At 60.8% G+C, this 25153-nt stretch carries 22 protein-coding genes and 1 pseudogene; 14 read left to right on the top strand and 9 right to left on the bottom strand.

What is annotated here, in order from left to right:
* Positions 1–9 precede the first annotated feature (9 nt).
* The 3 genes from ftsA (at position 10) to lpxC (ending at position 3512) form a co-directional block, all read left to right on the top strand.
* Positions 10–1257: a cell division protein FtsA gene (gene ftsA / locus Q8O69_RS21905; RefSeq protein ID WP_090251236.1), complete on the top strand. Its 1248-nt coding sequence runs from the start codon at positions 10–12 to the stop codon at positions 1255–1257.
* 43 nt (positions 1258–1300) lie between these two features.
* The gene (gene ftsZ / locus Q8O69_RS21900; RefSeq protein WP_160085453.1) at positions 1301–2488 is read left to right on the top strand and encodes a cell division protein FtsZ; all 1188 of its coding nucleotides are present in this window, start codon (positions 1301–1303) and stop codon (positions 2486–2488) included.
* 112 nt (positions 2489–2600) lie between these two features.
* On the top strand, positions 2601–3512 hold the full coding sequence (gene lpxC / locus Q8O69_RS21895) for a UDP-3-O-acyl-N-acetylglucosamine deacetylase (protein ID WP_090249100.1): 912 nt from the start codon (positions 2601–2603) through the stop codon (positions 3510–3512).
* A gap of 84 nt (positions 3513–3596) precedes the next feature.
* Here the strand turns inward: lpxC and Q8O69_RS21890 are convergent, their stop codons facing one another.
* Entirely contained in the window at positions 3597–4052 is a 456-nt protein-coding gene (locus tag Q8O69_RS21890) for a DUF721 domain-containing protein (RefSeq protein ID WP_275960783.1), read from the bottom strand.
* Positions 4053–4133: 81 nt separating this feature from the next.
* On the opposite strand from Q8O69_RS21890, the gene Q8O69_RS21885 reads away from it, so the two are divergent.
* The 6 genes from Q8O69_RS21885 (at position 4134) to Q8O69_RS21860 (ending at position 12043) form a co-directional block, all read left to right on the top strand.
* Positions 4134–5060, top strand: a complete 927-nt coding sequence (locus Q8O69_RS21885; protein WP_305594561.1) for a M23 family metallopeptidase — start codon at positions 4134–4136, stop codon at positions 5058–5060.
* 117 nt (positions 5061–5177) lie between these two features.
* Positions 5178–7910 (top strand): preprotein translocase subunit SecA, encoded by a 2733-nt coding sequence (gene secA, locus Q8O69_RS21880; RefSeq protein WP_305594559.1) that lies wholly within the window; start codon positions 5178–5180, stop codon positions 7908–7910.
* Positions 7911–8200: 290 nt separating this feature from the next.
* Positions 8201–9418, top strand: a complete 1218-nt coding sequence (gene argJ, locus Q8O69_RS21875; protein ID WP_305594558.1) for a bifunctional glutamate N-acetyltransferase/amino-acid acetyltransferase ArgJ — start codon at positions 8201–8203, stop codon at positions 9416–9418.
* Positions 9419–9544: 126 nt separating this feature from the next.
* Positions 9545–10177, top strand: coding sequence for a glutathione S-transferase family protein (locus Q8O69_RS21870; protein ID WP_305594556.1), 633 nt, complete (start codon positions 9545–9547; stop codon positions 10175–10177).
* On the top strand, positions 10174–11115 hold the full coding sequence (locus tag Q8O69_RS21865; protein WP_305594554.1) for a Nudix family hydrolase: 942 nt from the start codon (positions 10174–10176) through the stop codon (positions 11113–11115). Before Q8O69_RS21870 ends, Q8O69_RS21865 begins: the two co-directional genes overlap by 4 nt.
* Positions 11116–11149: 34 nt before the next feature.
* Positions 11150–12043, top strand: a complete 894-nt coding sequence (locus Q8O69_RS21860) for an RluA family pseudouridine synthase (protein WP_305594552.1) — start codon at positions 11150–11152, stop codon at positions 12041–12043.
* 138 nt (positions 12044–12181) lie between these two features.
* Here Q8O69_RS21860 and Q8O69_RS21855 read toward each other — a convergent pair whose 3' ends face one another.
* The 4 genes and pseudogenes from Q8O69_RS21855 to Q8O69_RS21840 form a co-directional block, all read right to left on the bottom strand.
* Complete coding sequence (locus tag Q8O69_RS21855; RefSeq protein WP_305594550.1) at positions 12182–12763, bottom strand: cob(I)yrinic acid a,c-diamide adenosyltransferase; 582 nt, start codon at positions 12761–12763, stop codon at positions 12182–12184.
* 2 nt (positions 12764–12765) lie between these two features.
* Positions 12766–14784 (bottom strand): ATP-binding protein, encoded by a 2019-nt coding sequence (locus Q8O69_RS21850; protein ID WP_305594549.1) that lies wholly within the window; start codon positions 14782–14784, stop codon positions 12766–12768.
* A 46-nt stretch (positions 14785–14830) separates the two neighbouring features.
* The gene (locus Q8O69_RS21845) at positions 14831–15739 is read right to left on the bottom strand and encodes a putative 2-dehydropantoate 2-reductase (protein ID WP_305594547.1); all 909 of its coding nucleotides are present in this window, start codon (positions 15737–15739) and stop codon (positions 14831–14833) included.
* Positions 15740–15849: 110 nt separating this feature from the next.
* Positions 15850–16726 (bottom strand): annotated as a pseudogene (locus Q8O69_RS21840) (response regulator); the annotation flags it as partial.
* Between the two features lie 142 nt (positions 16727–16868).
* On the opposite strand from Q8O69_RS21840, the gene Q8O69_RS21835 reads away from it, so the two are divergent.
* Both Q8O69_RS21835 and Q8O69_RS21830 read left to right on the top strand, forming a co-directional pair.
* Positions 16869–17348 carry a YajQ family cyclic di-GMP-binding protein gene (locus tag Q8O69_RS21835; RefSeq protein ID WP_275960794.1) on the top strand — a complete coding sequence of 160 codons (480 nt, stop codon included), beginning with the start codon at positions 16869–16871 and terminating at the stop codon, positions 17346–17348.
* A 112-nt stretch (positions 17349–17460) separates the two neighbouring features.
* Positions 17461–18294: a mechanosensitive ion channel family protein gene (locus Q8O69_RS21830; protein WP_305594545.1), complete on the top strand. Its 834-nt coding sequence runs from the start codon at positions 17461–17463 to the stop codon at positions 18292–18294.
* 12 nt (positions 18295–18306) lie between these two features.
* Here the strand turns inward: Q8O69_RS21830 and Q8O69_RS21825 are convergent, their stop codons facing one another.
* The 3 genes from Q8O69_RS21825 to Q8O69_RS21815 form a co-directional block, all read right to left on the bottom strand.
* Positions 18307–19032, bottom strand: coding sequence for a lipopolysaccharide kinase InaA family protein (locus Q8O69_RS21825; protein WP_305594543.1), 726 nt, complete (start codon positions 19030–19032; stop codon positions 18307–18309).
* A gap of 64 nt (positions 19033–19096) precedes the next feature.
* On the bottom strand, positions 19097–20641 hold the full coding sequence (locus tag Q8O69_RS21820; RefSeq protein ID WP_305594541.1) for an AmpG family muropeptide MFS transporter: 1545 nt from the start codon (positions 20639–20641) through the stop codon (positions 19097–19099).
* A 43-nt stretch (positions 20642–20684) separates the two neighbouring features.
* Positions 20685–21074, bottom strand: coding sequence for an MGMT family protein (locus Q8O69_RS21815; protein WP_305594539.1), 390 nt, complete (start codon positions 21072–21074; stop codon positions 20685–20687).
* 1 nt (position 21075) lies between these two features.
* Between Q8O69_RS21815 and Q8O69_RS21810 the strand changes: the two genes are divergently transcribed.
* A complete protein-coding gene (locus tag Q8O69_RS21810) occupies positions 21076–22074 on the top strand; it encodes a DUF481 domain-containing protein (RefSeq protein WP_305594537.1) in 999 nt (332 codons plus the stop codon).
* A gap of 110 nt (positions 22075–22184) precedes the next feature.
* On the top strand, positions 22185–23189 hold the full coding sequence (locus Q8O69_RS21805; protein ID WP_305594535.1) for a DUF481 domain-containing protein: 1005 nt from the start codon (positions 22185–22187) through the stop codon (positions 23187–23189).
* A gap of 182 nt (positions 23190–23371) precedes the next feature.
* Here the strand turns inward: Q8O69_RS21805 and Q8O69_RS21800 are convergent, their stop codons facing one another.
* The gene (locus tag Q8O69_RS21800) at positions 23372–24130 is read right to left on the bottom strand and encodes an SDR family oxidoreductase (RefSeq protein ID WP_275960801.1); all 759 of its coding nucleotides are present in this window, start codon (positions 24128–24130) and stop codon (positions 23372–23374) included.
* Positions 24131–24223: 93 nt separating this feature from the next.
* On the opposite strand from Q8O69_RS21800, the gene Q8O69_RS21795 reads away from it, so the two are divergent.
* Entirely contained in the window at positions 24224–24955 is a 732-nt protein-coding gene (locus Q8O69_RS21795; protein ID WP_305594532.1) for a HugZ family protein, read from the top strand.
* Positions 24956–25153: the final 198 nt, after the last annotated feature.

Genomic DNA, 25153 nt, shown 5'->3' with positions numbered 1-25153 from the left:
ACAAGAGCCATGGCAAACGTGCAGAGCGGCAAGATGATCGTCGGCCTCGACATCGGTACCTCCAAGGTGGTGGCACTGGTCGGTGAAGTGAATGCGGACGGCCAACTGGAAATCGTCGGCATCGGCACCCATCCGTCGCGCGGCCTGAAGAAGGGCGTGGTGGTGAATATCGAGTCCACCGTGCAGTCGATCCAGCGCGCTGTGGAAGAAGCCCAGCTGATGGCCGGCTGCCGTATCCACTCGGCTTTTGTCGGCGTGGCCGGCAACCATATCCGCAGCCTCAACAGCCACGGCATCGTTGCCATTCGTGATCGTGAAGTCAGCCCGGCAGATCTGGAGCGGGTGCTCGACGCCGCCCAGGCCGTGGCGATTCCGGCCGACCAGCGCGTACTGCACACCCTGCCGCAGGATTACGTGATTGATAACCAGGAAGGTGTGCGTGAGCCGCTGGGCATGTCTGGTGTGCGTCTGGAAGCCAAGGTGCACGTGGTCACCTGCGCGGTAAATGCCGCGCAGAACATCGAGAAATGCGTGCGCCGCTGCGGCCTGGAAGTCGACGACATCATCCTTGAGCAGCTGGCCTCGGCTTATGCGGTGCTGACCGATGACGAGAAAGAGCTGGGCGTGTGCCTGGTGGATATCGGCGGCGGCACCACTGACATCTGCATCTTCACCGAAGGCGCGATCCGCCACACCGCGGTAATCCCGATTGCTGGCGATCAGGTCACCAACGACATCGCCATGGCCCTGCGTACGCCGACTCAGTACGCCGAAGAAATCAAGATCCGCTACGCCTGCGCCCTGGCCAAGCTGGCTGGTGCCGGCGAAACCATCAAGGTGCCGAGCGTTGGTGATCGTCCGCCGCGCGACCTATCGCGTCAGTCCCTGGCCGAAGTGGTCGAGCCGCGTTACGACGAGCTGTTCACCCTGATCCAGGCCGAACTGCGCCGCAGTGGCTACGAAGACCTGATCCCGGCGGGCATCGTCCTGACCGGCGGTACGGCGAAGATGGAAGGCGCGGTGGAGCTGGCCGAAGAAATTTTCCATATGCCGGTCCGCCTGGGCGTGCCCCAGGGCGTCAAGGGCCTGGCCGATGTGGTGCGTAACCCGATTTATTCCACAGGCGTGGGCCTGTTGCTGTACGGACTGCAAAAGCAGGCCGACGGCATCTCCATGTCTGCGCTTGGCAGCTACAGCGATGAACCCAAACAACCTGTGCTGGAACGGCTGAAACGCTGGGTCCAGGGCAATTTCTGATTTTGCAGTAGGCGTTACAACTAGAAAGTAAAGGAGAGGGAAAATGTTCGAACTCGTAGACAGCGCTCCAGCTAGTGCGGTTATCAAGGTCATCGGCGTGGGCGGCGGCGGCGGTAATGCTGTCAATCACATGGCGAAAAACAACATTGAAGGCGTTGAGTTCATCTGCGCCAACACGGATGCACAGGCACTGAAAAACATCGGCGCACGTACCGTGCTGCAACTGGGCACTGCGGTGACCAAGGGCCTCGGCGCGGGTGCCAATCCAGAAGTCGGCCGTCAGGCGGCCATGGAAGATCGCGAGCGTATCGCTGAAGTGCTGCAAGGCACCGATATGGTCTTTATCACCACCGGCATGGGCGGCGGTACCGGTACCGGTGCAGCTCCTGTTATTGCTCAGGTGGCCAAGGAAATGGGCATCCTCACCGTTGCGGTGGTGACCCGTCCGTTCCCGTTCGAAGGCAAGAAGCGCATGCTGATCGCCGAAGAAGGCATTCGCGCGCTGTCGGAAAGTGTCGACTCGCTGATCACCATTCCGAACGAAAAACTGCTGACCATCCTCGGTAAAGACGCCAGCCTGCTGTCGGCTTTTGCCAAGGCTGACGATGTACTGGCCGGTGCCGTGCGCGGTATCTCCGACATCATCAAGCGCCCGGGCATGATCAACGTCGACTTCGCCGACGTGAAAACCGTGATGAGCGAAATGGGCATGGCGATGATGGGCACTGGCTGCGCCAGCGGTCCGAACCGTGCACGCGAAGCCACTGAAGCAGCGATCCGCAACCCGCTGCTGGAAGACGTCAACCTGCAAGGCGCGCGCGGCATTCTGGTGAACATCACCGCCGGTCCTGACCTGTCCCTGGGTGAGTACTCCGACGTGGGTAACATCATCGAGCAGTTCGCTTCCGAGCACGCCACCGTCAAGGTCGGCACCGTGATCGATCCGGACATGCGCGACGAGCTGCACGTCACTGTAGTTGCCACTGGTCTGGGTGCGCGTATCGAGAAGCCGGTCAAGGTTATCGACAATACTGTGCAAGTTTCTGCCAGCACTGGCAGTAATGCCGCAGCCCCGGCGCGTGCCGAGCAGAGCGTCAACTACAAGGACTACGAGCGTCCGACCGTTCAGCGTCAAAGCCACGGCGGCGCTGCCACTGCGGCCAAGCTGAACCCACAGGATGACCTGGATTACCTGGACATCCCGGCGTTCCTGCGTCGCCAGGCCGATTGATGAAATGTATCAGGAGTATTGGGGTGATTGGTGTTCAGCAAAGGCCGGTTCTGCTATCATCGCCGGCCATTGTTGAAAACAATTCGCAACTAGTGCTATAGCGGCCAAAGCCATGATCAGACAACGCACCCTGAAGAACATTATCCGCGCCACTGGCGTCGGCCTGCATTCCGGGGAAAAGGTATACCTGACCCTGAAGCCGGCACCCGTGGACACCGGTATCGTGTTCCGTCGTACCGACTTGGACCCTGTCGTGGAAATTCCCGCGCGTGCAGGCAATGTTGGTGAAACCACCATGTCGACCACTCTGGTCAATGGTGATGTCAAGGTGGATACGGTAGAGCACCTGCTTTCGGCCATGGCTGGCCTGGGCATCGATAACGCCTACGTCGAGCTCTCCGCGTCCGAAGTCCCGATCATGGATGGCAGTGCGGGTCCCTTTGTATTCCTGATTCAATCTGCTGGTTTGCAAGAGCAGGACGCCCACAAGCAGTTCATCCGCATCCTTCGTGAAGTGACAGTAGAAGAGGGCGACAAGCGCGCCACCTTCGTGCCTTTCGAAGGGTTCAAGGTGACCTTCGAGATCGATTTCGATCATCCGGTCTTCCGCAATCGCACCCAGTCGGCCAGCGTGGACTTCTCCAGCACCTCGTTTGTGAAAGAAGTCAGTCGTGCCCGTACCTTCGGTTTTATGCGTGATATCGAGTTCCTGCGTTCACAGAACCTGGCACTCGGCGGCAGCGTAGATAACGCCATCGTGGTAGATGAGTTCCGTGTGTTGAACGAAGACGGCCTGCGTTACGAGGACGAGTTCGTCAAACACAAGATTCTCGATGCGATTGGCGATCTGTACCTGCTGGGTAACAGCCTGATTGGCGAGTTCAAGGGTTTCAAATCGGGGCATGCGCTGAACAATCGCCTGCTGCGCACCCTGATCGAGCAGCCTGATGCTTGGGAAGTGGTCACCTTTGATGACCCCAACACCGCGCCAATCTCTTACATGCGCCCGGTTGCGGCCGTGTAACGCAATACCCTCCTTACTTTGCTTTTTGAGGCCACCTTCGGGTGGCCTCTTTTTTAGCCTAGGTTTTGGTGGGCATAAAAGTACTTATTCGCTGGGTTTGCCGTGTTTGGCCAGGCGCTCCAGGGCAGCGCGTAGCTTGGGGTCGCTAATGCCGTCGGCGGTGGCTTGGATGTTTTCCGCAGCGCTGCTGGACAGGCAGATTGTGCGACCCGGTGCACGCCTTTCGGCAGTCGGAGGTTGCACCTTGAACAGGATCTTCGTTAAGGTCGCGAATTCTTCGAGTGCCTGCAGTTGTTTCAACAAGCGTTTTTGTTGATAGCGCAGGCGCGTGGCCCAGTGGCCATCGGTGATGATCAATAGCAGGCAACCCTCGCGCCATGAGGCTACATGGCAGTGTTCGCGAGCAGCAGGTTGCAGCTGGCTTTCCAGTAGGTGCTGCAGACGATCAATGCGTTGCGCTTGATTGAACAGCGCCTTCAGGGGTTTCGCTTCGCGCAACAGCGCGGCGGGAGCCCGGGCCGGCAAAGGACGAAAAGTCATGGCAGGACGCCTGAAAAAGTGGAGCCGCCATGGTAGCAGAATCGCTGCTGCCGACTGACGCTTCACCACTAGGGGAAGGCCGTGCACATCATTCTACTTAGTCGGCACCACGGTGCCGCACGCTCGCTCAGTCTGGATCTGCGCTGGCTATTGCTGGCGTTGCTGCTGGCGCTCGGCGCAGCGCTGGCCAGCGGTGTGGCCGTCGGTGCCTGGTGGGCGCCAGCAACGGTTGAGGTGCATGACGACACCCAGCTCAACCAGGCGATGGATCAACAGCGCGCCGAAGTCGGTGAAGTACGGCGTGACGCGCAGCGTCAACTGGATGCCTTCGCCGTGCATGTCGCTGAGTTGCAGGCGCGCCTGACCCGTCTGGATGCCTTGGGTGCACGCCTGACCGAGTTGGCGGATCTGGATGCCAACGAATTCGACTTCTCCCTTAATGTTGGCCAGGGTGGTGCGGAAGATGCCCTGGGCGATGCCGCGTATGCGCCGCCGCCGTTTATGGATGAGCTGGATCGCCTGAGTCTGCGCCTGGACAGCCGCGAACAACTGCTGGAAGTGCTGGAGCAGCTGATCGGCGAGCGACAGCTGAATGAGGCCGAATACCTGTCTGGCATGCCGGTGCGCCATGGCTATATGTCCTCGCCATTCGGTCGTCGCGTGCACCCGCTGACCGGGCGCAATACCCAGCATAAAGGTGTCGATTTTGCCGCCAAGCCCGGCAGTGATGTGGTGGCCGTCGCGGCCGGCGTGGTGAGTTTCTCCGGGGTCAAGTCAGGTTACGGGCATACTGTGGAGATCAGTCATGCAGACGGTTACACCACCCTGTATGCGCACAACAAGAGCAATCAGGTACAGATCGGTGACCTGGTGCAGCGCGGCCAGACCATTGCCAAGGTCGGCCGCAGCGGCCGCGCCAGTGGTTACCATGTGCACTTCGAGGTCACCAAGCATGGCCGGCTGGTCAATCCAGCCAGCTATATAGCCCGGGTTAACGACGTCGAATAACGCCGCTTTCCTCGTTTGCGTTTCCGGGTAGAATGCCCCCTTCGCACGCAGCCATAAAGGCTGCATGGGTCGCTGTTCAGCCGCCCTCAATCCATACGCCTGGAAGATCCTGTCGATATGTTTGCGCCTTTGTTGAAAAAACTCTTTGGAAGCAAGAACGAGCGTGAAGTCAAACGCATGCTCAAGGCGGTACAAGCCGTCAATGCCTTCGAGGAGCAGATGCTTGCCCTTTCCGATGAGCAACTGCGTGCCAAGACGGAGGAGTTCAAAGCCCGTCTGGCCAAAGGCGAAACCCTCGATCAGCTGCTTGCTGAAGCCTTTGCGGTCGCCCGCGAAGCCGGCAAGCGGGTGATGGGCATGCGCCACTTCGACGTGCAGTTGATTGGTGGTATGACCCTGCACGAAGGCAAGATCGCCGAGATGCGCACCGGTGAGGGTAAGACCCTGGTGGCGACCCTGGCGGTGTACCTCAATGCGCTGTCCGGCAAGGGCGTGCATGTGGTGACGGTCAACGATTACCTGGCTCGCCGCGACGCCAACTGGATGCGTCCGCTGTATGAATTCCTCGGTATGAGCGTGGGTATCGTGACCCCCTTTATGCCGCCGGAAGAGAAGCGTGAAGCCTACGCCGCCGATATCACCTACGGCACCAACAACGAATTCGGTTTCGATTACCTGCGCGACAATATGGCCTTCAGCCTGGAAGACAAATTCCAGCGCGAGCTGAATTTCGCCGTAATCGACGAAGTTGACTCCATTCTGATCGACGAAGCGCGCACCCCGCTGATCATCTCCGGCCAGGCCGAAGACAGTTCGCGCCTGTATACCGAGATCAACAAGCTGATCCCGCGCCTCAAGCTGCATGTTGAGGAAGAAGAGGGCGTGGTCACCCAGGAAGGCCACTACAAGGTTGACGAGAAGGCGCGCCAGGTCGAGCTGAACGAAGCGGGCCACCAGTACGTTGAAGAAATGCTCACCGAAGTCGGCCTGCTGGCCGAGGGCGAGAGCCTGTATTCGGCGCACAACCTGGGCCTGCTGACTCATGTCTACTCGGGCCTGCGTGCGCACAAGCTGTTCAACCGCAACGTTGAATACATCGTGCAGAACAATCAGGTGCTGCTGATCGACGAACACACCGGCCGTACCATGCCCGGTCGTCGTCTGTCCGAAGGCCTGCACCAGGCAATCGAGGCCAAAGAAGGCCTGCCGATCCAGGCTGAGAGCCAGACCCTGGCTTCGACCACCTTCCAGAACTACTTCCGCCTGTACAACAAGCTGTCCGGCATGACCGGTACTGCTGATACCGAAGCATTCGAGTTCCACCAGATTTACGGCTTGGCGGTGATCGTGATCCCGACCAACCGTGCCCTGGCGCGTAAGGACTTCAACGATCTGGTCTACCTGACTGCGGAAGAGAAGTACGCTGCCATCGTTACCGATATCAAGGAAAGCATGGCTCTCGGGCGTCCGGTGCTGGTCGGTACGGCCACCATCGAAACCTCTGAGCGCATGTCGGCACTGCTCAATCAGGAAGGCATCGAGCACAAAGTGCTCAACGCCAAGTTCCACGAGAAGGAAGCCGAGATCATTGCCCAGGCCGGTCGTCCGGGCGCGCTGACCATTGCCACCAACATGGCCGGTCGCGGTACCGACATCCTGCTGGGCGGCAACTGGGAAGTTGAAGTTGCCAACCTGGAAAACGCCACGCCTGAGCAGATCGCGCAGATCAAGGCCGATTGGCAGAAGCGTCACCAGCAGGTGATCGAGTCGGGCGGTCTGCATGTGATCGCTTCTGAGCGTCACGAGTCTCGGCGTATCGACAACCAGCTGCGTGGTCGTGCGGGCCGTCAGGGTGACCCGGGCTCCAGCCGTTTCTACCTGTCGCTGGAAGACAGCCTGATGCGCATCTTCGCCTCGGATCGGGTGAAGAACTTTATGAAGGCCCTGGGCATGCAGTCCGGTGAAGCCATCGAACACCGCATGGTCAGCAACGCCATCGAGAAGGCCCAGCGCAAGGTTGAGGGGCGTAACTTCGACATGCGTAAGCAGCTGCTGGAATTCGACGACGTGGCCAACGAGCAGCGCAAAGTGATCTATCACATGCGCAACACGCTGCTGGCTGCCGACAACATCGGCGAAACCATCGCCGAGTTCCGTCAGGAAGTGCTGGATCACACCATCAACCAGCATATCGCGCCGCAATCGCTGCCTGAGCAGTGGGATATCGCCGGCCTGGAAGAGGCGTTGTACAGCAGCTTCAACCTGCGCCTGCCGATCCAGCAGTGGCTCGACGATGACCACAAGCTGTATGAAGAGACCCTGCGTGCGCGCATTCTTGAAGAGCTGGTCAACGCCTACAACGAGAAAGAAAACGAAGCCAGCGCCGAAGCCCTGCGTACCTTCGAGAAGCAGATTCTGCTGCGTGTCCTCGACGACCTGTGGAAAGACCACCTGTCGACCATGGATCACCTGCGTCACGGCATTCACCTGCGCGGCTACGCGCAGAAGAACCCGAAACAGGAATACAAGCGCGAGTCCTTCACCCTGTTCCAGGAACTGCTGGATTCGATCAAGCGCGACACCATCCGCGTGCTCTCGCACGTGCAGGTGCGTCGTGAAGATCCGGCCGAGGAAGAGGCCCGCCTGCGTCGTGAGGCTGAAGCTCTGGCCGAGCGCATGCAGTTCCAGCACGCCGAAGCCTCGGCTCTGCTGCCGCAAGCCACTGAAGAAGAGGGTGATCTGGCGGTTGCCGTTGCGCCAGTGCGCACCGAGCCGAAGATTGGCCGCAACGAGCCGTGCCCTTGTGGTTCCGGCAAGAAGTACAAGCACTGCCACGGTCAGGTTAATTAAGAACCTGTCCTGGACCTGCTGCGCGTCGGCGATACTGCGTTAAAAATGGCCTCGGAATGCTCATTTACAGCTCGTAAACTCCGCTTCCTCGGCCATTTTTGCCTTGTCTCGCTCTAGCTCGCGAGTCCAAAAACAGGTTCTAAGCCGGCCATTGACGGCTTAAAGCGGGTTGAGCCGACAGTGAAGTTGGCTATGCTTGGCCCAGCTTGATTAACGCCGCGAACGGTCTGACCGCTCGCGGCGTTTTACCATCGCAATCAGACGTATCACCACCTCAAGGAGCGTTCTCTATGGCTGTTGGTCTTGGCCCGTTGTCTACCCTGCACCCGGTTCCAGGTTTCGAGCTGGGCATCGCTTCGGCGGGCATCAAACGCCCAGGGCGCAAGGATGTGGTAGTGATGCGATGTGCCGAAGGCTCCAGCGTAGCGGGTGTGTTCACCCTCAATGCGTTCTGCGCCGCGCCGGTTATTCTGGCCAAGAAGCGCGTGCAGGGCAGCGTGCGTTACCTGCTGACCAACACAGGTAACGCCAACGCCGGCACCGGTGAGCCGGGCCTGGCGAATGCCATGCGCACCTGCGCCGCCCTGGCTCAGCTGACCGGCGTGGATGAGGGCGCCGTGCTGCCGTTCTCCACCGGGGTGATTGGCGAGCCGCTGCCGGTCGAAAAGATCGAAGGCGCGCTGCAGGCGGCTCTCGACGACTTGTCCGAGAATCACTGGGCTGAAGCCGCCACCGGCATCATGACCACCGACACCCTGCCCAAGGGCGCCAGCCGCCAGTTTGTTCATGATGGCGTCACCGTCACCGTGACCGGCATCAGTAAAGGCGCGGGGATGATTCGCCCGAATATGGCGACCATGCTCGGCTATATCGCCACTGACGCCAAGGTAGCGCGCAGCGTGCTGCAGGACCTGGTCCGTGATGCGGCGAACAAGTCGTTCAACCGCATCACCATCGACGGCGACACCTCAACCAACGACTGCTGCATGCTGATCGCCACTGGCCAGGCGGCCCTGCCGGAAATCACCCAGGCCAGCGGCGACCTGTTCGCCAAGCTCAAGGAAGCGGTATTCAGCGTGTGCATGGAAGTGGCTCAGGCCATCGTCCGCGACGGTGAAGGCGCGACCAAGTTCGTCACCGTGCAGGTCAACGGCGGCGCGACCCACCAGGAATGTCTGGATGTCGGTTACGCGGTGGCCCATTCGCCGCTGATCAAGACCGCGCTGTTTGCCTCCGACCCGAACTGGGGGCGCATTCTCGCCGCCGTCGGTTACGCCGGTGTGGCGCAACTGGATGTCAGCCTGATCGACGTGTTCCTCGGCGATGTATGCATCGCCAGCAAGGGCTGCCGCGCTGCCAGTTACACCGAAGAGCAGGGCGCCGCCGTGATGGCCAAGGAAGAGATCAGCATCCGCATCGAGTTGGGCCGCGGTGGTTGCAGCGAGACAATCTGGACCACCGACCTGTCCCACGAGTACGTGAAGATCAACGCCGAGTACCGCACCTGATCCGTCCCGTACCTGCTGTTTGACTGCCCGCATTCCCGTTGCTCATGCCCCCATGAGCAACGGGAATTTGCTATTGCGGGAGTCGCCTTTTAAGGTCATGCGACCTTCTCGCATCGAGCGCAGCCCATGTCACTTACTCTGGTTATCGGCGACAAAACCTATTCGTCCTGGTCGCTGCGTGCGGCGCTGGCCCTGGAACTGACCGGCGCACCCTATGCCGAGCAGCTGATTACCCTGAACCGCCCCGATACCCGCGCGCGGATTTTGCAGCACTCGCCGACCGGCAAGGTGCCGCTGCTGATCAGTGATGACGGCGCGATCTGGGATTCCCTGGCAATTGGCGAATACCTGGCCGAATGTTTCCCCGCAGCGCAGCTGTGGCCACAAGCCCGGGCTGCCCGTGCACTGGCACGCAGTGCCTGCGCCGAGATGCACAGCGGTTTTGTCGCGTTGCGCAGCCACCTGCCGATGGACCTCAAGCGCAATCAGGCGTTGGCTGAAATACCCGCCGATGCCGTGGCCGATATCCAGCGCATCTGCGCCCTGTGGGCCGAGTGCAGGCTGCGCTTTGGAAAGGAAGGCGCCTTTCTGTTTGGTCAGCCCTGCCTGGCCGATGCCTTCTTTGCCCCCGTGGCGGCACGCCTGCGCAGTTATCAGGTAGCGCCACCGGCTGAGGCGGCCGCCTATGTCGAGACCATTTACCAGTGGCCGGCGTTTCAGCGCTGGTACCAGGCTGCTCAGGAGGAACATCTGGCGTGAAACGTATTCATGTAGCCGCTGCGGTGATTCGTGGCGTGGACGAGCAGATTTTGCTCGCCAAACGGCCCGAGGATAAGCACCAGGGCGGCCTTTGGGAGTTTCCCGGTGGCAAGGTCGAAGCCGGTGAGACGGTTCAGTCTGCCCTGGCCCGCGAGTTGGACGAGGAACTCGGCATCCGTCCCAGCGCCGCGCGGCCTTTGATTCAGGTGCGCCACGATTACCCGGACAAACAGGTACTGCTGGACGTCTGGGAAGTCTCGGCGTTTACCGGTGAACCCCATGGTGCCGAAGGTCAGCCGTTGGCCTGGGTCAGCCCTCGGCAGTTGGGCGATTATGAGTTTCCCGCCGCCAATCGACCGATTGTCGCGGCAGCACGTTTGCCCGAGCGTTATCTGATTACCCCCGAGGGGCTGAGTGGGCCTGAGCTGCTACGTGGCATCCAGGTGGCGCTGAAAAGCGGTATTCGTTTGCTGCAACTGCGCGCCCCGGCGATGTTTGATGCGCAGTATCGCGACATTGCCGTGGATGCCCTTGGCCTCTGTGCCGGCAAGGCGCAGCTGATGCTCAAGGGGCCATTGGAATGGCTGGGCGACTTTCCCGCCGCTGGCTGGCACCTGACGGCGCAGCAGTTGCGTGAGTTGAGCGCTGGCGGCCGGCCGTTTCCGCCGCAGCGCTGGCTGGCGGCGTCCTGCCACTCGGCGCAAGAGCTGGAATTGGCCACACAAATGGGTGTGGACTTCATCACCCTGTCTCCCGTGCAAGCCACCCACACCCACCCCGATGCGCAGCCGCTGGGCTGGGCGCAGGTCGCCGAGTTGCTGCAGGGCTTTAATCAACCGGCTTTTCTGCTCGGTGGCGTCACCCCGGCCGATGTCGAGCGCGCTTGGCAGGTCGGCGCCCAGGGCGTGGCGGGTATTCGCGCGTTCTGGCCCGAGTGAGTCTGTTTATGTGTCTGCCTGATCGAGTGCGTTGATGCCTGTTGAAGCCCGTTCCCCGTCGAATATGCGCCCCAGTACCCTGCATTTGCCGCGTGGCAACTGGGCGACGGTGTTCGAATGCTTGTGCGCGCACTTCCCGGCAATTACTCCGGCGGTGTGGCAGGAGCGGATCGCCCGTGGTCGGGTACTGGATGCGCAGGGGCAGCCGCTCGGCATGGCTGCGGTTTACCGCGAAGGACTCAAGGTTCACTACTTTCGCGAAGTGCCAGCGGAGACGCCGATTCCCTTCGAAGAAACCCTGTTGCATATCGATGAGCACCTACTGGTGGCCGACAAGCCGCATTTTCTGCCGGTGATGCCGGCTGGCGAATATGTCGAGCAGACCTTGCAGGCGCGGTTGGCCAAGCGCCTGGGCAATGCCGACCTGGTGCCGCTGCACCGGATTGATCGGCACACCGCAGGCCTGGTGCTGTTTTCCACCAATCGGCAGAGCCGTGGTCAGTACCAGGCGCTGTTTCGCCTGCGGCAGATGGACAAGTGCTACGAGGCGCTGGCGGCGGCTTTGCCGCAGCTGGAATTTCCGCTGTTGCGGGCGACGCGGCTGGAAGGCGCTGAGCCGTTTTTCCGCATGCAGGAAGTGGCCGGGGAGGCCAATACGGAAACGCGTATCGAGGTCGCCCAGCGCCTAGGTGAGCACTGGCTGTACCGGCTGTATCCGGTTACCGGCAAGAAGCATCAGCTGCGTGTGCACCTGGCCGCGCTGGGTGCGCCGATCCTCAATGACCCGTTCTATCCCGAGGTCAGCGATGCTCCCGATGCGCCGGATGACTACAGCAAACCGCTGAAACTACTGGCCAAGGGGCTGAGCTTTATCGACCCGCTAAGCGGTGAGCAGCGTACATTCGAAAGCCAGCTTAGTCTGCTCTGAAGTCGTCGGGTGGATGACGCGGCTTCACGCACTCAGCGCCAACCTGCGCAACGTAGCCTCGTAGCCCGGATGCAATCCGGGAAAACTGCACATGCACCACCGCTCCCGGATTGCGCTAGGGCATATCCGGGCTACGGCTCAGGCCTTTGGTTTCGTTGCCGCCTGCCAGAGCACTTCATCAATCCCCTGACGTTTGGCGATCAGCCGCGCGGCGACGAATAGCAGATCAGACAGGCGGTTGACGTAAGCCAGGCCGACGCCGCGAATCGGCTCCACGGCGTTCAGGTGCTGGCAGCGCCGCTCGGCGCTGCGGGCCAGGCTGCGGCACACGTGAGCTTGGGCGATCAGGCGTGAGCCGCCGGGCAGGATGAAATTTTCCAGTGGGCCGACTTCTTCGTTCCAGCGGTCGATAGCCGCTTCCAGCCGCTCGATTTCCGAGGCCTGCAGGGCCTGGTAGTCGGGCATCGCCAGTTCGCCGCCGAGGTCGAACAGGCGGTGCTGGCAGGGCGCGAGCACTTCGATAATCTCGGTCAGCCCCGGGCACTGGGCTTGCTGTTCGGCAAGTTCGGCCAGCAGCAAACCGATATGACTATTCAGCGTATCCACTTCGCCCATGGCATCCACCCGTGGGTGGTCCTTGGTCACGCGGCGGCCATCAGCCAGGCCGGTTTCGCCGGCATCGCCGGTGCGGGTGTAGATTTTCGAGAGGCGGTAACCCATGTTCAAAGACCTGTGTCGGGCGTGGCGACGGTCATTGGCAGGCGCAGGGTGAAGCAGGTGCCCTGGCCGGCTTTGGACTGCACTTCCATCTGCCCTTTGTGGTTGTTGGTGATGATGAAGTAGGACACCGACAGGCCCAGCCCCGTGCCCTGGCCGACTTCCTTGGTGGTGAAGAACGGCTCGAAGATGCGCTTGCGCACCGACTCGGGCATGCCGACGCCATTGTCTTCCACCTGGATTTCCGCCCAGGGCGGCGCCAGGCGTACGCGCAAGGTGATCTGCCCTGGAGTCGTGCTGTCGTCGCGCTGGTGGATGGCCTGGGCGGCGTTTTTCAGCAGGTTGAGCAGCACCTGTTCCAGTTCGTTGGCGGTGGCCGGCACGGCGGGCAGGTCGGCATCGAATTCACGCTGGATGTTCAGGCTCTTGAAGTCGAAGCTTTCGGTCAGGTCGAAGTCATTGCTGGCGATTTCCAGCGCCTGGTCGACCAGCGCGGGCAGGTGGCAGGGCGCGAGCTGGCGGTCGCTGCGGCGGCTGAAGTTGAGCATATGGCTGACTATCTTCGCCGCACGGCTGCCGGCCTGCTGGATGCCGTCAAGCAGGCGCGGAATTTCCCGAGCGTTGAGGTAGCGGTCGATAGCTTCCAGGCAGATGCCAGCCTGTTCGGCCTGTTCGCGATTCTTTTCCAGCTCGGGTGACAGGCGCCGACGGATGTTCTGCACGTTGTGCAGGATGGCCCCCAGCGGGTTGTTGATCTCGTGCGCCATGCCGGCGGCCAGGCCACCGACCGAGAGCATCTTCTCCGACTGCACCATCATTTCTTCCAGGTTCAGACGCTGGGTGATGTCGTCGATACGGATCACCACGCCGCGACCGCTGCCGCCCGTGAGCGGGTAGAAGGTCAGGGCAAAGTGGCGTGGCTGCTCGTTGCTGCCCCAGGTTACCCGCTCGATCTTTTCCACCTGATGCTGCTCGACGGTGCGTCTTAGCTGCGTCAGGAAGGGCTTGAGCGGCGGGAAGGCGAGGAAGATCGGTTGGTTCAATGCTTCGTCCAAGCGGGTGCCGGAGAGGCTGCTGGCTTCCTGGTTCCACTGGGTGACGTAGAGTTGCTCGTCGAGGGCGATCAGCGCCGAAGGCATGGAGTCGATGATGCTGTTGAGGTACTTCTGAAAGCCGGTGAGCTTCTTCTCGATCTTGCCACGCACCTGCACTTCCAGCTCCAGCTTGCGGTTGGAGTGGCGGGTTTCTTCGGCCAGGTGCTGGGCCTGGTCGAAGGCCTCCTGAGCGTCGTCACGGGCGCGCTTGAGCTGCTGCTCACGGGCTTCGATGCGCACCAGCATGGTGTTGAAAGCATCGGCCAGGCTGCCGATCTCGTCGCGGTTGCCACGGCGCGCACGCAGGGCGTAGTTCTCTTCGCGGGTGACCTGGCGCGAGAGTTCTTCCAGGCGGCGGATCGGCCGGGTGATCAGGCGGCGCACCTGACGCGAGACGATCAGCCAGAGCACTACGCTCAAGGCCAGAATCACCAGGCTGGCGGTCAGGGTGCCGGTGTAGAACACCCCTGGCAGTTCGCTGGAGGCCACCAGCAGCAGATGGCCGGCGTTGCCCGTAGCCTGCGGCAGTTCGACCAGCTGGTTGATACGAAACTCGCTGTGGCGCCAGGACTCAACCTCTTCGACGCGCTGCGGCAGCTGCAGTTTGGTGCCGCGCTGCAGCTGCGCCAGGTTCAGGCCCTCGGCGTCATAGATCACTGCCGCGCGCAGCGGCGCGTAGTCATCCAGGCGCCTGAGCAGGGCTTCAGCGGCAGCGGGGGAACTCAGCGCTTCCTTGCTCAGCGGCGGGCTGGCAATCAGCCGACCGAGGGTGTGCAGGGCCTGGGGCGCCACGCTTTCCTGGGAGATCCAGTAGGCCGCGCTGATAAAAGCCAGGTTGGCCACCAGCAGTACGGTGGCGAGCAAAGCCAGCAGGGCGACCAGCAGCTTGCGGCCGACCGGTAGGTTTTCGAGGCTCTGACGCAGGGGCATGGCGGGCTGTCGTGGTGGCGAAAGTGCAGGCAGGTTAACGCGGGCCTCAGTGGCTGGGCAATCCGCGTGCATCGAGGTGGGCCAGCAGTTGGCTGTGCAGCGCCTGCAGATGTGGCAGCACCAGTTGGTGACGTTGCGCGGCGTTGCAGGCGTAACCCAACAGGTAGGCAATTTCCGTGCGGCGGACCTGGCTGACATCCTGATGCATGGAGGAATAGTTGGCGGCGGTGGCCTGGATTACCCGCTGCACTTCGTCGTGCAGGTCTTCGGCTGCAGCGCTGTGGCCGCAGCGCTGTAGTAGTTCAGCCAGTTCGCTGCACAGGCAGGCGATCTGCGCCGGGTGTTCACGCAGCCCGCCATTGCGGCAGTCGTGCAGCACAGTCAGCGGGTTGATCGCGCAGTTCAGCGCCAGTTTGCGCCACAGACGGCTGAGGATATCCAGGCTCCAGTCGTGAACAATGCCGGCCTGGCGCAAGTCTTCCAGCCAGGCGGGTGGCTGCAGATCGAGCGGGTCGCCGAGCCAGGTATGGCCGTGGCCGGCAAATACCACCTGAAAATCTGCCTGACGAAACGCGCCTTCGGTGCTGGAGGCAAAGATACAGCGCGCCTGGGGCACTGTGCGGGCGACTTCGTCCTGGCTGCCCAGGCCATTTTGCAGCAGGAGGATTTCGGCGCCAGGGGCCAGGCGTGGCGCCAGTTGGCTTACCGCCGCGGCGGCGTCATAGGCCTTGCAGGCCAGCAGCAGGCGCTGGATCGGCTCGGGGGAATCGACTGTTTGCGCGGCAATGGCGAAGTGCTGTGGCTGGCCCTGTTCAATCAGGGTCAGCCCGCCGGCCTGTTGATAGCTGTGCAGGCGCGCCGGGTCGCGCAGGATCAGTTGCACCGGCAGGCCAGCGCGCGCCAACCGAGTCGCCCATAGGGTGCCGAGGCTACCGGCGCCGAGGATATGCCACATGCCGAGCGCGGCTTATTGCGGCAAGGACAGGCGCAGGGCGGTCACCAGTCCGGTGCTGTGCGATTCGGGCAGTATCCTGGCCGCGTGGTCGGTGATTTGGTCCGGAGTGATGGGTAGGCCTTTGGCATCCAGTCCCACCAGGCTGATACCGGCCTTGAGGCTGATAAAGCCTTCGCTGGTCTTGAAGGCCTTGAGGTTGATGCCTTCATGCAGGCGTTTGAAGCTGCTCGGTGAGCACTCGTGCAGGTCGGTCAGTAGGGTGATCAGGCCGAAATGGCTTTCATCCAGGCGCACCAGCACATCCAGTGGCCGCACCAGTTGTTGCAGGCGCCGCGCCACGCCAGTGAGCAGTTCGTTGTAGAAGGCATCGCCATACTGCTGGTGCAGCTCGTGCATGTCCTGCAGGCCAATCAGCAGGTAGCACAGCGCGCCGCCGCGGGATTCGACCTGGCGCAGGCTGTCGAGCATCTTCTGGTGCAGGTAGCGGTTGTTGCCGAGGCCCGTGAGTGGGTCGATCAGGTTGCGCTGTTCCAGGCTGGCGATGTTTTCGGTGAGCAGGCGGTTCTCCTGCAGCAAGCGCTGCAGGGTGTTGCACAGGCGATCGGCCGCGTAGACGCGCGGCACCAGCTGTTCATTCATCGCCGCCTTGCTGATGAAGTCATCGACACCGCTGTCGAAGGCTTCACCTAATACGTTTTCGCCTTCCTTGCCGGTGAGCAGGATGACGTAGGTGTAGTGATGGGCCATTTCATCGAACTGGCGTACCTGCACGGTCAGCTCCAGGCCGTTCATCTCCGGCATCAGCCAGTCGGCGAGCAAGACGCTGGCCGGGCGCTGTTCGAGCAGGCTGATGGCTTCGGCGGCGCTGCTGGCAAAACGGAGGTCCTGATAGCCCGCCTGGCTCAGGGCGCGCCCGATCATGGCGCTGGAGAACTTGGCGTCATCGACGACCAAAATGCTCAGGTGGGGGTTAGGCATGGGCAGGCTCGCTAGGGGGAAATCGCGTGGGCCCGATACTTCGCCGGGCAGTGTGTGTTGCTACCGCTATATAATGGTCGGGTTTTTTTACCGTCAAGCCAGGCGTGTCCCGTTCGTGATGCAGGGCGCGCCGTCTATCTGGAGTAAGCCCATGCCCTCGTTCGACGTGGTGTCCGAGTTGGACAAACATGAAGTTACCAACGCCATCGACAGCGCCATCAAAGAGCTGGACCGTCGTTATGACCTGCGCGGTAAAGGTAGCTTTGAGCTGAAAGAGCTGACTGTCAACCTGACAGCCGATGCGGATTTTCAGTTGGAGCAGATGGTCGAGATTCTCAAGCTCTGCCTGGTCAAACGCAAGATCGACGTACAGTGCCTGGAGTTCAAGGACGCCTATGCGTCGGGCAAGAGTGTTAAGCAGGAAGTGATTCTGCGTGAAGGCATTGAAAAGGACCTGGCGAAGAAGATTGTCGCGCACGTCAAAGACAGCAAGCTCAAGGTGCAGGCCGCCATTCAGGGCGAGCAGGTGCGTATCACCGGCAAGAAACGTGATGACCTGCAGGAGGCGATTGCCGCCCTGCGGGCCAAGGACTTCGGCATGCCGCTGCAGTTCAACAACTTCCGCGATTAACACGTGAGTGTGGAACCTTGCCGCCTTACAGGCGTCGCAAGGGGGTTGCTGCAGTAAAACCGCCACGGCTTGCCGTGGCGTTTTATTTTCAAAGGTTTACAAGGATTAACCGATGGATATGAACGTCGAACAACTGGTGAAAATGTCTGAGGCCTGGCTGCCTGTGGTGCTCGAATACAGCGGCAAGCTGACGTTGGCTTTGATCACAATGCTGATCGGTTGGTGGCTGATCAGCAAGCTCACCAGCAGCATTGGTCGCTTGCTCAATATGCGTCAGATCGACCGCGCGCTGAGCAGTTTTATCTGCAGCCTGGTCGGCATCGTGCTCAAGGTGTTGCTGCTGGTCAGCGTGGCCTCGATGATCGGTGTGGAAACCACCTCCTTTATTGCGGTGATCGGTGCCGCCGGCCTGGCGATTGGCCTGGCCCTGCAGGGCAGCCTGGCGAATTTCGCGGGCGGGGTCTTGATCATGCTGTTTCGCCCGTTCCGCGCCGGCGACTGGATTGAGGCGCAGGGCGTATCGGGCAGTGTCGACAGCATTCAGATTTTCCATACCACGCTGAAAACCGCTGACAACAAAGTGGTGATCGTGCCCAACGGCAGTCTGTCGAATGGCCATATCACCAACTATTCGCGCGAATCCACGCGGCGCGTCGATATCAACCTGGGTATCGATTACTCAAGTGATATCAAGCAGGCCCGCGAGGTGTTGCTGAGCATCGCCAAGGACCCACGCGTGCGCCAGGACCCAGCCCCGGTGGTGTTTGTAACCGGTTTGGGTGATAGCGCAATCAACCTGTCACTGCGCATCTGGGTGGCGACGCCAGATTTCTGGCCAGTGACCTTCGCCTTCACCGAGCAGGCCAAGGAGCGTCTGAGTGAGGCGGGTATTGGCATTCCATTCCCGCAGCGGGTGGTGCATCTGGTGCAGCAGCCCGCCGCGTGACAGCGCGCCGGGTTAGCGGCGAGTGGCGTTATAGAGGGTTTTGAACGTGCGGCCCATCGCCAGTTGGTAGTGGCCGATCAGGCTTTGCCAATCGGCCTGATCCCATGGCGAATGGCGCCGCAATTGCAGCATGTCGTGCAACGCGGCTTGCTTGCTGGTCAGACGCGGGCGTGATTTTTCCAGATCAAGCAATGCGATTTCGCAGGATGGCTGTGCATCAGTAGTCTGGATGCGCACAAAGATATGCTTTGCATACATGCAGCCATGCTGCCGGCGGGCCTTGTGCAAGTTGGCCAGACTTTGCGCTATCTGCTGCAGGAGTTGTTGGTGCAGGGCGGCGTCTAGCACCTCACGATCATGGCTTGCATACCATTCATCGAGAGGTTGAAAGCCTTCCAGAGCTTTGGTCACCAGCATTGCGCGCCAGCCTTCGCGGCTTCGCTCGGCTGCGCAGTAAACGATCTCCGGTACCGCTACACCGGCCTTGAGTGCGCTGAGCAGCGCGTCGCGCTCGCGCAATACGGTGGGACGCCCCCAGGGGTGAAGCAGGCTGCGGTAGGTATGCCCGGTCTGCTTTTTGGCATAGAGCAACTGCCCCTGCTGGGTGATGCGCTGAACGCCGCTGTTGCCTCCACGGCGGTCATTGGGCTCTTCGACCCATTCGCCCTGGATCTGCCACCAGCTATCAAGGCTGGCTGGGCTGAGGATACTGCTGACGTTACTGAATGTTACGGTCATGGCCTGCCCTTTTGCGAATGTTAGGGCATAGCAAGACTCTTGCCAGTTAGCTCAGTTAGCTCAGTTAGCGCTGCTCGGCGGCGTTAATCGTGTTGGCATCACTGGCCTGCGGCCGCTCGCGGCGCCATTGCAGAAGAATCAGGATCAGTGTCGGAATGCCCAGCAAGGCGGTGATCAGGAAGAACTGCGCGTAGCCATAATTCTCCACCATCACCCCCGAGTAGCCGCCGATCAGCCGTGGCAGCAGCAGCATGATTGAGCTGAGCAGGGCGTACTGGGTAGCGGAGAACTTCAGGTTGGTCAGGCTCGACAGGTAGGCGACAAATGCCGCAGTGGCCAGGCCGGCGCTGAAGTTGTCGGCGGAGATGGTCAGGATCAGCATCTGCAAATCCGCGCCCATGCCGGTGAGCATCAGGAACAGCAGGTTGGTCGCCGCCGAGGCCGCGCCGCCGATAAACAGGATCGGCAAAATACCGAAGCGCACGATCAGCAAACCGCCAAAGCCTGCACCAATCAGGGTCATCACCAGGCCGAACAGCTTGCTGACGCTGGCGATCTGATCCTTGGTAAAGCCCTGGTCGATATAGAACACGTTGGCCATTACGCCCATCACGGTGTCCGACATGCGGTAGGTGGCGATCAGGCCCAGCAGCAGGAAGGCCTGCCAGCGATAACGCAGGATAAAGTCGTTGACTGGGGTCAGCACCGGTGCCAGGCCGCGGCGGCCCATGGCGGACAGGCACAGGCTGGTGAGGATGGTGTAGAGCAGGGCGCGCAGGAAGGCGCGGTCTTCCAACAGCAGGTCGAGCATGCTCGCTTCGCCGTTGATCACGCTGGCGAAGTCGGTGTTATAGAACTGGGTAAACATTGCCGGTACTGATACCAGCAACACAATCAGCACCACTACAGAGACAATCTGATGGCTGAAGCCATAACGGGCGGCGGCCAGTTGTGTACGCAGTGGCACATCCGGCTCGCGCATCCACAGGCTGGTCAGCAGGCCAGGCAGCATTAGCAGGGCAAACAGCAAATAGGTGCCGGCCCAGGCGCCGTGCTGATAGAGCAGGGCAGTGGAGCCAAAACCTTCGGCGAAATACAGTGCACCGGCGGTGGCCAGCAGGGCGGCGACGCGGTAGCCGGCCATATAACTGGCTGCCAGCGCGGCTTGGCGGGTGTCATCGACGATTTCCAGGCGGTAGGCATCAACGGCGATGTCCTGGGTGGCCGAGGCGAAGGCCACCAGTACGGCCAGGGAAATCAGCCAGGTCAGGTGGGTTTGCGGGTCACACAGGGCCATACCGGCCAGGCCGATGGCGATCAAAATCTGTGACAGCACCAACCAGGAGCGTCGACGGCCTAGCTTGCCGAGCAGCGGCAGGCGCCATTGATCAAGCAGTGGCGACCACACCCATTTAAAGGCGTATGCCAGGCCGATCAGGCTGGCAAAACCAATGGTGTCGCGGGCCACGCCGGCTTCGCGCAACCAGACAGAAAGGGTAGAGAACACCAACATATAGGGCAGGCCAGCGGCGAACCCTAGAAGGAGCAGCACCAATGTTGAGGGGCTGGAGTAGGCAGCAATGGCATCACGCCAGCTTTTACGGGGCATTGAAGGGGTATCAGCCTGAGTTTGACCTAATAAAGGGCGCACTCTACCCGCTGTGCTCCATTGGGCGCCAGCCATAGCGTGGCATATCCACCCTATCGTTATGGATTTGCACACCTTCGTCACGTAGACGGCTGCGCTGTTCCGCACCGGACAGGCTGCCAGCAGGCAAACTGAGGCGTCCGTCAGCGGCAATTACCCGGTGCCAGGGCAGGGTGCTGCCGTCCGGCAGTTGGCTGAGGGTGCGCCCGACCCATCGCGCGGCGCGGCCTAAGCCGGCGTATGCAGCCAGTTGGCCGTAACTCACCACGCAGCCGGCCGGTATCTGCGCCAGCACCGCATAAAGTGCCGTGCGGCGTTCGACCTGGCTTGCTGTTGGCTGGCCTGGCGCGGCATGCTTCGATCCCTGTCCTGGCTCGCTATCCGGCTTTCCCATCATGCTGCTACGTACTCTGTTGTGTTCTTTGGTTCTTGCTCTGGCCGCGCCTGTGTCGGCAGACACCGTGTGGCTGAACAATGGTGACCGCCTGAGCGGCGAGATAGTTCTGCTCGATGGCGGCAAGCTGGCCTTGAAAACCAAGTACGCCGGCCAGGTGCTGATTGCCTGGAAGGATATCGACACCCTGCGTTCGGAGAAACCCTTGCTAATGCGCCGCCAAGGCCTCGACAGCGAGCACAGCAACCAGCTGGAAGCCGCCGGCAAAGGCATGGTGCGGGTGATCGGTGACAGTACGCAGACCGTGCCGCTATCTAGCATCAAACGCCTGATCCCCCCGCGTCCGGTGCTGCAGGACCGCTTCTGGGAAGGCAATCTGGACGCCAAGCTGGATATGAAGCGCGACAGTAATGAAACTGACGAGTGGAAGCTTAAAGGCAACGCGCGCGTGGAGCATGGGCGCTGGCGCCATCTGTTGACTGGCGAGCTGGAGCGCAAGGTCAAAAATGACGCGAAGACTGCCGACAACTGGCAGCTGGAATATGACCTTGACCGCTTTATCACCGATCACTGGTTCTGGCGGGTTGGTGCCGAGCAGGACGAAGATGAGTTCGCCTTTTTTACCCGTCAGCGCTCGCTGGGAACCGGGCCGGGTTATCGCTTCTGGGATAACGAACTGGGCCGGCTGGATGTGATTGGACAGTTCAACCGTCTGCAGTTGGAGTCCAGTGATGCTGAACGCTCGCTCAATACCTACTCGGTTGCCTGGGATTACAAGCGCCTGCTGTGGGGCACCCGGCTGGAGTTTTACAGCACGGCCGAGCTGCAGTTTCCTGATATAGAAGAAATTGACTACGTACTCGACAGTGAAATGGGCCTGCGTTACCGGCTGACGGATTGGGCGCGGCTGTCGCTGCTGTATGAACTGGACCAGGCGCGTGGGCTCGGGCAAACCAGCAGTGAACGCCGCTATCTGTTGGGGGTAGGGGTCGGCTGGTAGCACACGCGGTGGTGAACTCGTGGTGATTCTGTCGGTCAGTGCTTGCTCTGGCGTCGTGCTTACGGATAATGCGCGACCTCCCGCGAACCCGAAGTAGACAGACCATTCCTATGTTTTCCCGAACCCTGCTGTGCCTGACCCTTTCCGTGGCCGCCACCTCCGCGCTGGCGGATACCGTCTGGCTGAAGAACGGCGACCGCCTGACCGGCAAGATCAAGTTCTACGACGGCGGCAAGCTGCTGCTGGAAACTGACTACGGCGGCGCCATCGCTCTGGACTGGAGCAAGATCGCCACCCTGGAAAGCGATCAGGAACTGCTGATCAAGGAAAACGCCATCGCCGGTGAGCGCGCCAAGTCTCTGCAGCCGGCCGAACCGGGCAAGGTGATCCTGGCCAACGGTGACGCTCCGAAGACGGTTGAGCTGGCCAGCATCAAGCAAATGCTCAAACCTAAGCCGCTGATTGAAGACTTTGTCTGGAAGGGCAATATCGACGCCTCACTGGACTACAAACGTGCCGAGCGGGACACCGACGACTATGACGTACGCTTGAAAACTCAGGCGCGGCATGGCCTGTGGCGGCATAACGGGCAGGCCGAGTACAACCGCGAATTTCGCGACAGTGTGGTAAGCACCGATAACTGGGGCGTGGAATATGCCCTCGACCGCTTCCTGACCGAACACTGGTTCTGGCAAGGGCGCTTGGAGTACAAGCGTGATCGCATTGAAGACCTGCGTCGTCAGCGTACCGTGGGTACCGGTCCGGGTTACCAGTTCTGGGACAATGAACTGGGTGCCTTCTCCGTGGCCGGGCTGCTTAACCGCACGGACTACGAATATGCCAACGGTGAAAGCGACAACTTTTACGCCGCGAGCCTGAAGTGGGACTACAACCGTTACCTGATCGGCAAGAGTGTCGAGCTGTTCAGCGATGGTGAAGTGGGCAAGCCACTGAACAACGTTGCTGATTACACTCTGGATGCCGCCGTGGGCTTGCGTTACAAGCTGACCGACTGGGCCTCGCTGAATATGAAGGCTGAGAAGGACCTGGTCAGCGGCTCGGAAGGTGAGCTGGATGAGACCCGTTATAGCCTGGGTTTTGGCCTGGGTTGGTAAGGTCTTAGCGCCACAAAAAAGCCCCGCGTTTGCGGGGCTTTTTGTTTCCAGCATTCTAGATCTAGCGAGCTAGAGCCAGGCAAGGCGAAAACGACCGAGGGCGCGGAGTTTACGGGTTGTAAATGAGCAGCCCGAGGTCGTTTTTAACGCAGGATGGCCGACGCGCAGCAGATCGGTGCCGATTACAAGCGCAGGCCGCCGTCCAGCTCCAGAACCCGACCGGTGTAATAGTCGTTTTCCAGAATATAGGCCACCGAGTGAGCGATCTCGGCTGGTTTGCCCATGCGGCGCAGTGGGATGACCGAGGTCATGCGCTCCAGCGCTTCCGGCTTCATGCTGGCAACCATTTCGGTTTCGATAAAGCCCGGTGCCACGCCAGCGACACGGATGCCGTAACGCGCCAGTTCCTTGGCCCAGACCACGGTGTCGGCTGCTACGCCGGCCTTGGCGGCGGAGTAGTTGGCTTGGCCGATATTGCCGGCGCGGGAGATCGAGGAGATGTTGATGATCGCGCCTTCATTCTTCAGCTCGATCATCTTCGCCGCTACTTCGCGAGTGCAGAGGAACACGCCGGTCAGGTTGACGTCGATCACCGACTGCCACTGGGCCAGGCTCAGCTTGGTGATTTCGCCGTCCTTGACCTTGATGGTCAGGCCGTCACGCAGGATACCGGCGTTGTTGACCAGGCCGTTGATCGCGCCGAAGTCTTCGGCAATCTGCGCCACGGTCTGGGTCACTTGCTCTTCATTGGCTACGTTGCACAGGTAAGCGCGGGCTTCTACGCCCATGGCCTTGCAGGCAGCCACGGCTTCGTCGAGTTTTTCCTGGTTCAGGTCGACCAGCGCCAATTTGACGCCCTTGTCCGCCAGGTATTCAGCCATGGCGCGGCCCAGGCCCTGACAGCCGCCGGTAATGATGATGACCTTGTCTTTAAGTTGCATCGCGAGTCCCCTCAAATGGTGTCGTGTGGCCTTGCCGGCGGTTAATCTAGGCGCCTCCCGTTCTGTGACGGATTTTATGCAAGGAGTCATAAGTTGAGCGTGAAAGCCGGCAAGCATGCCCGAGAATTGCTGCTCAAGGAATACCGTGGCGTGCTCAGTACCCATTCCAAGGCCATGCCGGGTTTCCCTTTCGGATCAGTGGTGCCCTATTGCCTGGATGCTGACGGTTACCCGCTGATTCTGATCAGCCGCATCGCCCAGCACACCCATAACCTCAAGCAGGACGGCAAGTGTTCGCTGCTGGTGGGCGAGCGCGGGGCGGAAGATGTGCAGGCGGTCGGTCGTCTTACTTTGCTCGCGCAAGCACGACAATTGGATGACGAGGGACAGATCGCTGCGGCGGCGCAGCGTTATTACCGTTATTTCCCCGATTCACGCGGTTATCACCAGGCCCATGACTTCGACTTCTGGCGACTTGAGCCGGTGCGCTGGCGCTATATCGGTGGTTTTGGCGCGATTCACTGGCTGGATCAGGTGGCTTTGGCCAATCCCTTTGCTGGCGACAGTGAAATCAGCATGATCGAGCATATGAACAGCGACCATGCCAACGCCATTGCCCACTATGTCGAGTTGGCAGGTCTGCCCAGTCATGCACCGGCGGAACTGGTTGGTCTGGACAGCGAAGGTTTCCACCTGCGCATCGGGCAGAGCCTGTATTGGCTGGCATTTCCAACATCCTGTAACAGTCCGATGGAGGTGCGCCAGGCCTTGGTGGCACTGGCCCGCGCCGAAGTCTGGCCGACCGACGGTCAGGCTTCAGCTTGAATTCAGCCTAACGCCCCATACTTCACCCTTACTGGAAGCTGATCTTCCGTTTAGAGCCTGTCTACGATCTGCTGCGCGTCGGCCCTGCTGCGTTAAAAACAGGCTCGGAATGCTCATTTACACCAGTAAACTCCGCTTCCTCGCCTGTTTTTGCCTTGCATGGCTCTAGCTCGCGAGACCGTAAACAGGCTCTTAAGG

It is taken from the genome of Pseudomonas sp., assembly GCF_030690725.1.
Taxonomy (GTDB): Bacteria; Pseudomonadota; Gammaproteobacteria; order Pseudomonadales; family Pseudomonadaceae; genus Aquipseudomonas.
Note: the sequence above shows the minus strand (reverse complement) of the source record. Positions and strands in the feature narration are given on the sequence as shown.

What these genes read in the sequence shown, in the direction of transcription:
- Q8O69_RS21835 (WP_275960794.1), top strand. Translation starts at nt 16,869, where the DNA reads ATGCCCTCGTTCGACGTGGTGTCCGAGTTGGACAAACATGAAGTTACC.
- ftsZ (WP_160085453.1), top strand. Translation starts at nt 1,301, where the DNA reads ATGTTCGAACTCGTAGACAGCGCTCCAGCTAGTGCGGTTATCAAGGTC.
- Q8O69_RS21890 (WP_275960783.1), bottom strand. Translation starts at nt 4,052, where the DNA reads ATGACTTTTCGTCCTTTGCCGGCCCGGGCTCCCGCCGCGCTGTTGCGC.
- Q8O69_RS21855 (WP_305594550.1), bottom strand. Translation starts at nt 12,763, where the DNA reads ATGGGTTACCGCCTCTCGAAAATCTACACCCGCACCGGCGATGCCGGC.
- Q8O69_RS21870 (WP_305594556.1), top strand. Translation starts at nt 9,545, where the DNA reads ATGTCACTTACTCTGGTTATCGGCGACAAAACCTATTCGTCCTGGTCG.
- Q8O69_RS21800 (WP_275960801.1), bottom strand. Translation starts at nt 24,130, where the DNA reads ATGCAACTTAAAGACAAGGTCATCATCATTACCGGCGGCTGTCAGGGC.
- Q8O69_RS21805 (WP_305594535.1), top strand. Translation starts at nt 22,185, where the DNA reads ATGTTTTCCCGAACCCTGCTGTGCCTGACCCTTTCCGTGGCCGCCACC.
- ftsA (WP_090251236.1), top strand. Translation starts at nt 10, where the DNA reads ATGGCAAACGTGCAGAGCGGCAAGATGATCGTCGGCCTCGACATCGGT.
- Q8O69_RS21825 (WP_305594543.1), bottom strand. Translation starts at nt 19,032, where the DNA reads ATGACCGTAACATTCAGTAACGTCAGCAGTATCCTCAGCCCAGCCAGC.
- lpxC (WP_090249100.1), top strand. Translation starts at nt 2,601, where the DNA reads ATGATCAGACAACGCACCCTGAAGAACATTATCCGCGCCACTGGCGTC.
- Q8O69_RS21850 (WP_305594549.1), bottom strand. Translation starts at nt 14,784, where the DNA reads ATGCCCCTGCGTCAGAGCCTCGAAAACCTACCGGTCGGCCGCAAGCTG.
- Q8O69_RS21815 (WP_305594539.1), bottom strand. Translation starts at nt 21,074, where the DNA reads ATGGGAAAGCCGGATAGCGAGCCAGGACAGGGATCGAAGCATGCCGCG.
- Q8O69_RS21820 (WP_305594541.1), bottom strand. Translation starts at nt 20,641, where the DNA reads ATGCCCCGTAAAAGCTGGCGTGATGCCATTGCTGCCTACTCCAGCCCC.
- argJ (WP_305594558.1), top strand. Translation starts at nt 8,201, where the DNA reads ATGGCTGTTGGTCTTGGCCCGTTGTCTACCCTGCACCCGGTTCCAGGT.
- Q8O69_RS21810 (WP_305594537.1), top strand. Translation starts at nt 21,076, where the DNA reads ATGCTGCTACGTACTCTGTTGTGTTCTTTGGTTCTTGCTCTGGCCGCG.
- Q8O69_RS21830 (WP_305594545.1), top strand. Translation starts at nt 17,461, where the DNA reads ATGGATATGAACGTCGAACAACTGGTGAAAATGTCTGAGGCCTGGCTG.
- Q8O69_RS21860 (WP_305594552.1), top strand. Translation starts at nt 11,150, where the DNA reads ATGCCTGTTGAAGCCCGTTCCCCGTCGAATATGCGCCCCAGTACCCTG.
- secA (WP_305594559.1), top strand. Translation starts at nt 5,178, where the DNA reads ATGTTTGCGCCTTTGTTGAAAAAACTCTTTGGAAGCAAGAACGAGCGT.
- Q8O69_RS21845 (WP_305594547.1), bottom strand. Translation starts at nt 15,739, where the DNA reads ATGTGGCATATCCTCGGCGCCGGTAGCCTCGGCACCCTATGGGCGACT.